This is a genomic window from Microvirga sp. GN3 (assembly GCF_055792825.1).
Map to the genome: position 1 here is coordinate 1 of NZ_JBVVAK010000221.1, position 10,588 is coordinate 10,588.

A 10,588-nucleotide genomic window follows, 5' to 3' on the forward strand; every position below is an offset into this window, starting at 1 on the left:
ACCGAGGAGCTGTCGATCTCGATCCGCGAGATCGCGTCTCAGGTGGCGCAGTCGTCGCAGATCGCCGAGCGGGCGGTGCAGGGCGCGCGCCGCACCGATGCGGCGGTGCAGGATCTGGCCACCACGGCCTCGAAGATCGGCGACGTGGTGCAGCTGATCAACACCATCGCCGGCCAGACCAACCTCTTGGCCCTCAACGCCACCATCGAGGCGGCGCGCGCCGGCGAGGCCGGCAAGGGCTTTGCCGTGGTGGCGACCGAGGTCAAGGAGCTGGCGAGCCAGACGGCCAAAGCGACGGACGAGATCTCGGCCCAGATCGGCTCGGTGCAGCAGGCGACGCAGCAGACGGTTTCGGCGATCCAGGAGATCGCCCGCACGATCACCGAGATGAGCCAGATCTCGACCGCGATCGCGGCGGCGATGGAGGAGCAGGGGGCGGCCACGGCCGAGATTGCCCGCAACGTGCAGGAGGCGGCGCGCGGCACCGAACAGGTCACCGGGAGCATTGTGGATGTGCAGCACGGCGCCGGCGAGACCGGGGCGGCGGCCTCCCAGGTGCTCGGCGCCGCGCAGGAGCTGTCGCGCCATTCCAGCGATCTCGACCGCGAGGTCGAGCAATTCCTCGCCGGCATGCGGGCAGCCTGATCGCCCGGTCCGGACCCAGTTCAAGCCAGGGAGAAGGAACGTCAGTCCCCTCCCCTGGCGCGGCCGGACGTCGATCTATCGATACAAATCCGCCCGGCTCGACGGCACGCCAGAGGGTCCGCGCGTGCGTTTGGAGGCGAGTGTCTGGTTCACACCGATGACGCCGCGTTCGAAGCCGAGGGACACGCCGGCGAGATAGAGCAGCCAGGCGCGTGTCGTCTCAGGCCCGACTTCGGCCTCCGCCTGTGCCTTGCGGGCGACGAGGTTCTCCCACCAGAGCCGGGTCGTGCGCTGATAATGTTCGCGCCAGGCCTCGACATCGTGCACTTCGAAGCCGAAGCGCTCGAGATTGGCCACCGACATGCCGAGGTGATCGAGCTCGGCACCGGGGAAGATGTAGCGCATGATGGCTTTGGCTTCCGGCCGTAAGCGACCGAAGGCTTTATCCGAGCGCTTCGCGCGCCGGGCGATGGTGTGGTGAAGATAGAGCCCGCGCGGCTTGAGCAGCCGATGGACGGTCTGAAAATAGGTCGGATGGTTGGCGATACCCACATGCTCGAACATGCCGATGGATGAAATCTTGTCGAACTCGCCGTCCATCTGGGTGAAATCCTTGAGGATCACCTCGACCCGATCCTGCAGCCCGAGGCGCGCAACCTTCTCCCGTGCGAGCGCCGCCTGCTCCTCGGCGAGCGTTACCCCGGTTGCCTTGACGCCGTAATGCTGCGCCGCGTGGCAGATGAGCGCTCCCCAGCCGCAGCCGATGTCGAGCAGACGCTCGCCGGGTTTGAGTCGCAGCTTACGGCAGATCATGTCGAGCTTGTCCCGCTGCGCGCGGGCGAGATCGTCGTGCCAGTCCGGCTGAAAGTAAGCGCAGGTATAGACCATCTCCGGGTCGAGGAAGAGTCGGTAGAACTCGTTCGACACGTCGTAGTGATGGGCGATGTTGGCCTTGTTCGTGGATGGCTTGCCATCGCGTGTGCCGGGCGCTTCGGTCGGCCGGTCGAGCGGACGCGGCATGTCGGCCGGCGCACGCAGGAAATGATAGGCGGTTTTGAGGGCTTTCAATTTGCTCAAGGTCTTCAGACGCCTGCCGATCTTCTGCGGGCGCTGGGAGGCGAGATCGAAGATGGTGCCGTTCTTGAGATCGAGCAGGCCGGCCACATAGGCATTCAGCGCCGTGTCCAGGCTCGGGTGGCGCAGGAGAGCCGCGATCACGCTCTCCTGCTTGATGGCGAGCCGCATCGCATAGGACGGCAGGTCCGCGGGAATCGTCGACCCGTCCCACAATTCAAAGCCGAACTGGAGATCGAGCGCCCGATGCGCATCGCTCAACAGATCCCGGAACAAACCTAGTCGCGCCGTCTCGGCCACCCCAGCCATGAGCCTTCCCCTTTTCGGGCAAGGTAGCGGGACGCTGGCGAGGGAACAACCGTTCCTTCGCCGCCATCCACGTCAGGAAAGGGTCGTGGAGCCGATCAGGTCCGACAGGTGCCCGAGCTTCTCAGGGTTGCGGACGATATAGACCCCGACGATGCGGCCATCCTCGATGTCGATGGTGGTCGTCTGCACGATGCCGTCCCGTTCGAGGGTGACATAGCCGGGCAGCCCGTTGATCAACCCCTTGTAGAGAATCGGCGGCACTGCGAATGCGGTCTTCTGCGCCACGTCCAGGAACAGGCCGGACACGCTGTGGAATCCGAAGAGCGGTTTGAGGGCCGCATTCCGGATGCCGCCGCCATCCGTGTAAGCCACGACGTTCTCAGCCAGGAGATTCCGCAGCGCGGTCAGATCACCGCTGCGGGAGGCTGCGAAGAAGGCGTCAGTCACGCGCTCGCCTTCCTCCCGGTCGATGGCATAGCGCGGTCTTTCCGCGCGCACATTCTTTCGTGCTCGCGCCGCAAGCTGGCGGCAGGCAGCCGAATCCCGGTCAAGGGTTGCAGCGACCTCGTCGAAGCCGAGCCCGAACACGTCATGCAAGAGGAAAGCTGCGCGTTCCAGCGGCGAGAGCCGCTCCAGCGCCATCATGAGGGTCAGGGAGAGATCCTCACTCATGTCCTCCTCCCGGTTCCTCCTCCCGGTCCGTTTCCAGAACCGGCTCGGGCAGCCAGGGCCCGATATAGGTCTCGCGCTTGACCCGCGCCGATTTGAGGATGTCGAGGCATAGGCGCGTGACGGTCTTGGACAGGAAGGCGCCGGGCTCACGGATGGCGGAGCGGTCCGTCTGGTGCCAGCGGATATAGGCCTCCTGCACCACATCCTCGGCTTCCGCGATGGAGCCGAGCATGCGGTAGGCGAGACGGACCAGCCCGGCCTGAGGGGCTGGAACTGGTCCGCGGCGTCACCATCAGGCGGCAACACGGCTCGCCTCGACCGGATGAATGGAACGGAAGCCGATGGCCAGACGATTCCAGGCGTTGATCGCGCCGATCAGCAGCGTCAGGTTGACCTGCTCGGCTGGGGTGAAATGCCGGCTGAGTTCCTCATAATCCTCATCGGGAGCATGGGTCTCGGCCACCAGGGTCAGGGCCTCGGTCCAGGCGAGCGCGGCGCGCTCGCGGTCGCTGAAGAGCGGCGATTCCCGCCAGGCGCTGAGAAGATACAGCCGCTCTTCGGTCTCGCCATTGGCGCGGGCGTCCTTGGTGTGCATGTGGATGCAATAGGCACAGCCGTTGATCTGCGAGGCGCGGGTCTTCACTAGTTCGATCAGGCTGTACTCCAGACCGCTGTTCTTCAGGGTCTTTTCCAGCTCCACCATCGGCTTCAGGGAGGCGGGAGCGACTTCGAAGGGAATCAACCGGGCTTTCATTGTCTTAGTCCTTATGGATCGTGTTGCTCACGATGCTAAGACGAGATGGCAGTGCCGGATGTGACATGAAGCCCGAAAAATTTTTCAGCAACCCGACTTTTGTCTGAGCCTTCAGCCGTTAAAAGCCGAGAAACAGCATATCGAGCGCTCGCTTGATAGGGTCCTGATCGGCGGCGAGCGAACCGGCGGGACGCTGCAACTCACGAACGGGAATGGAAGCGAGCAGCGGGATCATCACCACGAGATCGCGTCCATCAAGGCGAACCAGAGGCGTCAGTTCGTTGAGGAAAGGCGCTTCACTGCGCTCAAAGAGCGGCGCAACGATGCGGGTGGCGAGCGGTCCCAGGAAGCCGGATTGCAGATCGACCACGAGCCGGTTGGAACGGCCGACACCGGTATAAACATCGAACTGGCTCATCAGAATTGCCGGAACTCGTCGAGCGGCAGCCCGTCCCCTTCGACCATATCGTTATAAGCCTCGATGGCTGCCTTGTTGTCCTCAAGCCAGCGGGCCTTCCGGGCTTCCGCTACCGAGTGAACCAGTCCGCTTTCGCAGGCCTGAGATACGTTGATGTTGAGGGCTTTCGCCTCGGCCACAAGCTCGACGGGAAGAGTGACGTTGGTAGGACGCCGATCCCGCATGGCTCCGATTGGCTTGGACATTACACAGCTCCACGCATAGTATGCGCATATGTTATGCGCATATATCGCTTGAGTAAAGTTAGGGGAGCTTGAAAAAGCATTGTTCAGAAATCGCTGGCGATGCCTTTCACTTCCCAGTCCTCGTAACGGACGGGTTCGAGGCCGCCGCGGCCCTGAAGTTCTTTCTGCTTGGTGATCTCGGCCGCGCGGGCATCGATCTCGATCCGGCGCTGAGCGGCTTCGGCGAGGGCCCGCTGGGCGGCCGGGGACAGGGGCTTGGCGGGGGCCAAGCCCTCGACAGGCAGATTAGGGTTGGTGCCGGGTTTATCGTTCGTGGTCATGAGAAGCCTTATGCCAGATTCCGGCCCGGCCTGGGAGACAGGTCTTGGGAGGGAGCTGGACCATTCCCACATAGGGTTCAACGGATGAATTGTCGTTGACCACGAGGTGGAGACCCCGATGAACACCGTCAAGACCGGAATGCTGCTGGCGGGCCTGATGGCCCTGTTCGGCGTCGTTGGCTATTTCCTGGGCGGCGGAACCGGTATGATGATCGCGCTCGGCGTCGGCCTTGCGACCAATCTTTTCGCCTATTGGAACTCGGACCGGCTGGCGCTCGCGGCCCATCACGCTGTGGAGGTGGACGAGCGCACGGCGCCGGAGCTGGTCCATATGGTGCGCGATCTCGCCCAACGGGCGGGCCTGCCCATGCCGCGTGTCTATCTCATCGACAATCCGCAGCCCAACGCTTTCGCCACCGGCCGCAACCCCGAGAATGCGGCGGTCGCCGCCACCACGGGCCTGCTCCACATGCTCTCCCATGACGAGGTGGCGGGCGTGATGGCGCACGAGCTCGCCCATATCAAGAACCGCGACACCCTGATCATGACGGTCAGCGCAACCATTGCCGGCGCCATCGCGACGCTGGCGCAGTTCGGCTTTCTCTTCGGCGGACGAGGCGACGACCGACCCAATCCCATCGTGATGATTGGCACCGCGCTGCTTGCGCCGCTGGCCGCCATGATCATCCAGATGGCGATCAGCCGCTCGCGGGAATACGACGCCGACCGGATGGGCGCGCAGATCTGCGGCCAGCCGCTGTCGCTGGCCTCCGCGCTCGCCCGCATCGCCGGCGGCGTGGCGCATATTCCGAACCCGGATGCGGAGCGCCGCCCCGCGACCGCCTCGCTTTTCATCATCAACCCGCTTTCGGGTCAGGGCGTGGACAACCTGTTCTCGACCCATCCCGCGACCGAAAACCGGATTGCGGCCCTGCACGCTTTGGCGCAGGAGATGGGCGCGTCGGCGCAACAGCCCGGCTTCTTCCAGCAGAGTTCGTCGAGTCCTTGGGGGTCCGTTGGGGGTTCAACCGGGGGCTCGACAGGAGGCTCGACTGGCACCCGTCGCGGGCCTTGGGGATAGGATTTTGAATCAATCGGACGAACAGGCAGGTCTCGGACCGCGCCGCTTGGCCTGGATGGCGGTGACGGAGACCCTGAAGCGACGCGTGCCGCTCGACGATGTCATGGAAGAGCTGGCCCGCGCGGAAAATCTCTCGCCCCGCGACGAAGCGCTCGCCCGCGCCATCGCCATCGTCACCTTCCGGCGCCTCGGCACCCTGGGCCACGCCCTGCGGGAACGGCTCAACAAGCCGCCGAAGGACGAACGCCTGATGCATCTTCTCGCCATCGGGGCGGCACAGATCCTCTTCCTCGACGTGCCAGACCATGCCGCTGTCGACAGCGCCGTTGAACTCGCCCAGAACGATCCCAAGCTCCATCACGCCGGCGGCTTCATCAACGCCGTCCTGCGTCGCGTCGCCCGCGAGCGCGAGCAGATCCTTAGCCAGGACGATCCCTGGCTCGATACGCCAACCTGGCTGGAGGAGCGCTGGATCGCGCAATATGGCGAGCCGCTCGCCACGAAGATTGCGGAGGCCCACCGCTCCATGGCCTCCGTCGACCTGACGGTGAAGAGCGATCCGGAAGCTTGGGCCGAGCGCCTCGGCGGCGTTCTGCTGCCCACCGGCAGCATCCGGCTCAAGGAGCGCACCGCGATCCGCGAACTCCCTGGCTTCGAGGATGGCGAATGGTGGGTGCAGGATGCCGCCGCCGCCTTGCCCGCCCGCCTGCTCCAGGCAAAGCCCGGCGAACGCATCGCGGATCTCTGCGCCGCGCCCGGCGGCAAGACCGCGCAATTGGCCACGGCCGGGGCCGAGGTGCTCGCCGTCGACCGCTCGGCGAAGCGGCTGCAGCGCCTGGAAGAGAATCTTGCCCGTCTCCAGCTGAAGGCCGAGACCCGCGCGCTCGATGCGGAAAAGCTCGACACGGAGCCCTTCGACGCCATCCTCCTCGATGCCCCCTGCTCGGCCACCGGCACCATCCGCCGCCATCCGGACGTAGCCTGGACCAAGAGCGAAGAGGACATCCGCAAGCTCTCCGGCCTCCAGAGCCGCCTGCTCGACAAGGCAGCAAGTCTCCTCAAGCCCGGTGGACGGCTGGTCTACTGCACCTGTTCGCTGGAAGCCGAGGAAGGCGAGCGACAGGCGGAAGCTTTCCTCGCCCGCCATCCCGACTTCACCCGCAAGCCCGTCACGCCCGATGAAATCGGAGGCTTTGCGGAATGCATCACGCCACAGGGCGATCTTCGCACTCTGCCGAGCCAGCTGGTGCTGGCGGAACACGAGCGCAGCGGCCTCGACGGATTCTTTGTCGCACGATTTGTGCACAAGGGATCATGAAGAAGGTGAATCGTCCCTTACCTGTTGTTAACCAGTCAGCAGGAACTCGTCCCCTAAGTTGGCTGAGATTCAGCACAACGAAGGGAGCGCCACGGGTGGATTTCGGGCCGGATCGCTGGCGTTTGTACAGGCTTGCCGCGCGGGAGGCAGGCCGTGCCATGCGCGAAAGCACCGTCTGGGGCCTGTCGAAGCTCTCCAGCCCGCCCGTGCCCACGCGCCTGCTCTTCGCGCCGCAGGATCTGCGCACCGCCGATCCCACCATCGCGACCGACATCTATTCCGGCTTCTTCGCCTTTTCCGGCCGCGCCATCACCACCGGCGGACGCTCGCCTTTCGCGTTTGCCCCGCCGAGCCGCGCCTGGGGCGAGGCGCTCTACGGCTTCGGCTGGCTGCGCCATCTGCGTGCTGCCGGCACGGCGCTCGCCCAGGCCAATGCCCGCTCCCTGGTGGACGAGTTCGTCACCTCGAAACTCGGGGACAAGCGCATCGCCTGCAGCCCTGAGATCACGGCGCGCCGGCTCATGTCCTTCATCAGCCAGTCGCCGCTGATCCTGGAAGGAGCGGACCACGCCTTCTACCAGCGTTTCCTAAAGATCATCGGCCAGCATGTGCGAAAGCTGGAGCGCCAGGTCCGCTCCGGCGCCCTGCCCTTCCAGCAGCTGATGGCCGGCATCGCGCTCTGCTATGCGGGTTTGTGCTGCGAGGGCCTCGACCGAAATTTAAGGCGCGCGAGCCGCCTGCTCGCCCGCGAGCTCGAACGGCAGATCCTGGCCGATGGGGGACATGCGAGCCGCAACCCGCGGATCATGGTCGATCTCCTGTTCGATCTCCTGCCCTTGCGCCAGATGTTCGCCAGCCGCGAGGTCGATACGCCCGAGGCCCTGCTCCACGCCATCGACCGCATGCTGCCGATGGTGCGCCTGTTCCGGCACGGAGACGGCACGCTCTCCCACTTTAACGGCATGGGCGTGACGGCGGCCGATCATCTGGCGACGCTGCTCACCTATGACGACATGCGCAGCCAGCCGATCCATCACGCACCCCATTCCGGCTACGAGCGGCTCGAAGCCGGGCGTACGCTGGTCGTCGCCGATGTGGGTGCTCCGCCGCCGCGACCGCTCTCGCAGGATGCCGGCGCCGGCTGCCTGTCCTTCGAGTTCTCCAGCGCTGCGCAGCGCATCGTGGTCAATTGCGGAACACCCTATATCGCGGGCGATGCGATCATCCAGGCCTCACGCTCGACGGTGGCGTATTCCACCGCCTCCATCGACGACATCTCGTCCTGTCAGATCGTCGACAAGAAGGGGAATTGGCTGCAGCGCCGGGTCTCCGCCTGGGTCCTGCGCCGCGTCGGCCCCGTCGTCATCAGCGGACCGGAGCGGGTGACGGCGGAGCGCAGCGAACGCGAGCACGCGCAGGTTCTGAGCGCCAGCCACGACGGCTACAAGCCCCGCTTCGGGATCACCCACGAGCGGCGCTGGCAGCTCGCGCCCAAGGGCAATGTGCTGGAAGGCGAGGATAATTTCTGGAGCGAGGGCGGTCAGGCCGGCACGGCGCAGGCCATCATTCGCTTCCATCTCGCGCCCGGCATCAAGGCGAGCCGCGCGCAAGGCGGACGCGTGGTGATGCTGGTTCTGCCCAATCGGGAGGCCTGGCAGTTCTCGGCGATTCCGGTCGAGGCGGAACTCGAGGACAGCGTGTTCCTCGCCACCGCCGAGGGCATGCGCCGCACGGAACAGATCGTGCTGACCATCCGTCCGAGCGAGACCCCATCCGTGCGCTGGCGCTTCGAGCGCCTGGCTCGCACTTTCAATGCGGAGCAGCCCCAGGATCAGGGGCCGGAGCTGATCTGAATGCGGATCGGCAAAACTCACGAGAATCGCTCGACCCGAACCGACAGGCCTCATTAGCGCATCGTGCGGAAAAGTGGATCCGGTTTTCCGCGCCCAACGATGCGCTCTTCAAAGGGTGGAGCATCGGACCCAAAAGTGGATCCACTTTTGGGTCCGATGCTCTAGCGAAAAGTCGCTCCCACATTCCCGCAAGAGTGCTTGGACATTGTTCTTGGACATTGCGCGTCGGATTCATGAATCCGCTCGTGTCGCCCAGCAACGAAAAACCGCCCTCCCGAAAGATCGGAACGGCGGGACAAAAGCGCGAGGTGAGAAGGAGCGTCATGGGCCTGTGGCCGATGACGCTCCGGGAAGGGGCTGGTTAGAACACCGGGTAGTAATCGTGGCCCATGTCGACGAGAGTGTCGCCGTCCGAGATGGTGGCAACCTGGGCCGAGGTGGCGCTGCCGCCGAAAGCCGTGTTGGTCGCGTTCTGGTCGATGAGGTTGAAGGACTCCTGATCGTTGAACCAGCCGCCCAGGTAGCCGCCTCCGGAGTCGAGGAGAGCATCGGCGTCGGCGATGCTGGCCACCTGGGCCGACGTCGCGCTGCCTTCATGAGCCGTGTTGGTCGCGTTCTGGAAGATGTCGTTCACCGAAAGCTGGAAGTTGTCCATGATATTACCTCTTCAGGTTGGCGTTGCTCTCAAGACCGCCTGAGATCTTCTCTCCGTTGGCGATGATTGGACTTTGAACCACTTCGACGAACCTCGCTGTGAAGCGCGTCACACCCAAAAATTTTTTCATTTTTTTGTCGCTTCTGGAGCCCAACAGACAGAAGCGCCTTGGAGCATTGTTCGGCGAAGCGGATCCTGTTCGCCGCCAAACAACGCGACGAACCAGGAGGAGAGATGATTCCAGGCAAGCGGAACCATCTTGAGCGCCAATCCGGCTCGTTTCGGTTGGGATAGCCGGTAACTTGAGCGAACCCTTCGACGACTCGACTCACGAGCGTTGCTTTCGCGACGACCGTTGAACGTCACGTTCGGAATGCGCAGATTCGATCGTGTCGCTCCGCGTCGAAAACCGCCCTTCCGGGAGGCCGGGAAGGCGGGGCAAGGGAGAAAAGCGAAGTGAGAAGGAAGGGAGCGCCACAGGCTCACGAGCCGATGGCGCTCGAGGAAGGCGGGGATTATCAGAAGGGGAAGAGGCCGTCGGGGTCGATGGCCGTGTTGACCGCCGTCTGATTGATCAGGTTCGTCGAGATTTGGAAGTTGAAGTCCGGAGAGCCGCCTCCGGAATCAACGAGAGCATCGGGATCATTGATGCTCGCAGCCTGGGCGGAAGCCGCATCCCCATCCAACGCGGTGTTGACGGCCGTCTGGTTGACGATGTTCGTGTCGACTTGGACGTTGATCTCCGGAGATCCCGAATACCAATCCCAGCTGTCCCCGGAATCGAAGATGGTATCGGGATCACTGATGCTCGCAGCCTGAGCCGAAGTCGCGCTGCCACCAACGGCAGTATTGGCGGCCGTCTGGTTGATGTCGTTCAAGGAGAACTGAAAATTCTGCATGAAATTTCCTCTTCAAGTTGGCGTTGCTCTCAATACCGCCCGAGCTGCTCTCTCAGTTGGCGATGATCGAACTTGAATGAGTTTCAAGGTGAGGGCTGTGAGCTGCGTCACAGCCGGACATCGTTCTGACTGGGCACAGATTGCAGAGAGAGGTTCTGCGGCATTCGCTGCCAGCGTACAGGAAACAAGCAAAAGGCCCCTCAGGGTGCTGAGAGGCCGGAAAGGAGCGTCATGGGCCTGTGGCCGATGACGCTCCGGGAAGGGGCTGGTTAGAACACCGGGTAGTAATCGTGGCCCATGTCGACGAGAGTGTCGCCGTCCGAGATGGTGGCAACCTGGGCCGAG

Annotated in this window: 13 protein-coding genes; 4 read left to right on the forward strand and 9 right to left on the reverse strand. The window is 64.0% G+C overall.

Features of this window, described 5'->3' with window-relative positions; genetic code table 11:
• A partial coding sequence (locus ACS5Q1_RS43755; RefSeq protein ID WP_473104096.1) for a methyl-accepting chemotaxis protein occupies positions 1-645 on the forward strand: 645 nt, incomplete at its 5' end.
• Positions 646-720: 75 nt separating this feature from the next.
• On the opposite strand, the gene ACS5Q1_RS43760 is transcribed toward ACS5Q1_RS43755, so the two are convergent.
• The 7 genes from ACS5Q1_RS43760 to ACS5Q1_RS43790 form a co-directional block, all read right to left on the reverse strand.
• On the reverse strand, positions 721-2,028 hold the full coding sequence (locus tag ACS5Q1_RS43760; protein WP_473104097.1) for a class I SAM-dependent methyltransferase: 1,308 nt from the start codon (positions 2,026-2,028) through the stop codon (positions 721-723).
• 72 nt (positions 2,029-2,100) lie between these two features.
• Positions 2,101-2,700 carry a sigma factor-like helix-turn-helix DNA-binding protein gene (locus tag ACS5Q1_RS43765; RefSeq protein ID WP_473104098.1) on the reverse strand — a complete coding sequence of 200 codons (600 nt, stop codon included), beginning with the start codon at positions 2,698-2,700 and terminating at the stop codon, positions 2,101-2,103.
• Entirely contained in the window at positions 2,693-2,932 is a 240-nt protein-coding gene (locus ACS5Q1_RS43770; RefSeq protein WP_473104099.1) for a sigma factor, read from the reverse strand. The genes ACS5Q1_RS43765 and ACS5Q1_RS43770 overlap by 8 nt, the downstream gene beginning before the upstream one ends.
• A gap of 60 nt (positions 2,933-2,992) precedes the next feature.
• Positions 2,993-3,454 carry a carboxymuconolactone decarboxylase family protein gene (locus tag ACS5Q1_RS43775; protein WP_473104100.1) on the reverse strand — a complete coding sequence of 154 codons (462 nt, stop codon included), beginning with the start codon at positions 3,452-3,454 and terminating at the stop codon, positions 2,993-2,995.
• Positions 3,455-3,572: 118 nt separating this feature from the next.
• Positions 3,573-3,872 (reverse strand): CcdB family protein, encoded by a 300-nt coding sequence (locus tag ACS5Q1_RS43780; protein ID WP_473104101.1) that lies wholly within the window; start codon positions 3,870-3,872, stop codon positions 3,573-3,575.
• Positions 3,872-4,117, reverse strand: coding sequence for a type II toxin-antitoxin system CcdA family antitoxin (locus ACS5Q1_RS43785; protein ID WP_203442004.1), 246 nt, complete (start codon positions 4,115-4,117; stop codon positions 3,872-3,874). Before ACS5Q1_RS43785 ends, ACS5Q1_RS43780 begins: the two co-directional genes overlap by 1 nt.
• Positions 4,118-4,200: 83 nt before the next feature.
• A complete protein-coding gene (locus tag ACS5Q1_RS43790; RefSeq protein WP_473104102.1) occupies positions 4,201-4,437 on the reverse strand; it encodes a DUF1674 domain-containing protein in 237 nt (78 codons plus the stop codon).
• Positions 4,438-4,555: 118 nt separating this feature from the next.
• Here ACS5Q1_RS43790 and htpX point away from each other — a divergent pair, with 118 nt between their 5' ends.
• The 3 genes from htpX to ACS5Q1_RS43805 all read left to right on the forward strand — a co-directional run bounded on the left by htpX (position 4,556) and on the right by ACS5Q1_RS43805 (position 8,689).
• On the forward strand, positions 4,556-5,518 hold the full coding sequence (gene htpX / locus ACS5Q1_RS43795; protein ID WP_473104103.1) for a zinc metalloprotease HtpX: 963 nt from the start codon (positions 4,556-4,558) through the stop codon (positions 5,516-5,518).
• 1 nt (position 5,519) lies between these two features.
• Entirely contained in the window at positions 5,520-6,836 is a 1,317-nt protein-coding gene (gene rsmB / locus ACS5Q1_RS43800; RefSeq protein WP_473104105.1) for a 16S rRNA (cytosine(967)-C(5))-methyltransferase RsmB, read from the forward strand.
• Between the two features lie 95 nt (positions 6,837-6,931).
• The gene (locus tag ACS5Q1_RS43805) at positions 6,932-8,689 is read left to right on the forward strand and encodes a heparinase II/III family protein (protein WP_473104104.1); all 1,758 of its coding nucleotides are present in this window, start codon (positions 6,932-6,934) and stop codon (positions 8,687-8,689) included.
• Positions 8,690-9,050: 361 nt separating this feature from the next.
• Here the strand turns inward: ACS5Q1_RS43805 and ACS5Q1_RS43810 are convergent, their stop codons facing one another.
• Positions 9,051-9,344, reverse strand: a complete 294-nt coding sequence (locus tag ACS5Q1_RS43810) for a hypothetical protein (RefSeq protein ID WP_473102381.1) — start codon at positions 9,342-9,344, stop codon at positions 9,051-9,053.
• A gap of 518 nt (positions 9,345-9,862) precedes the next feature.
• Positions 9,863-10,243 carry a hypothetical protein gene (locus tag ACS5Q1_RS43815; protein WP_473102379.1) on the reverse strand — a complete coding sequence of 127 codons (381 nt, stop codon included), beginning with the start codon at positions 10,241-10,243 and terminating at the stop codon, positions 9,863-9,865.
• Positions 10,244-10,588: the final 345 nt, after the last annotated feature.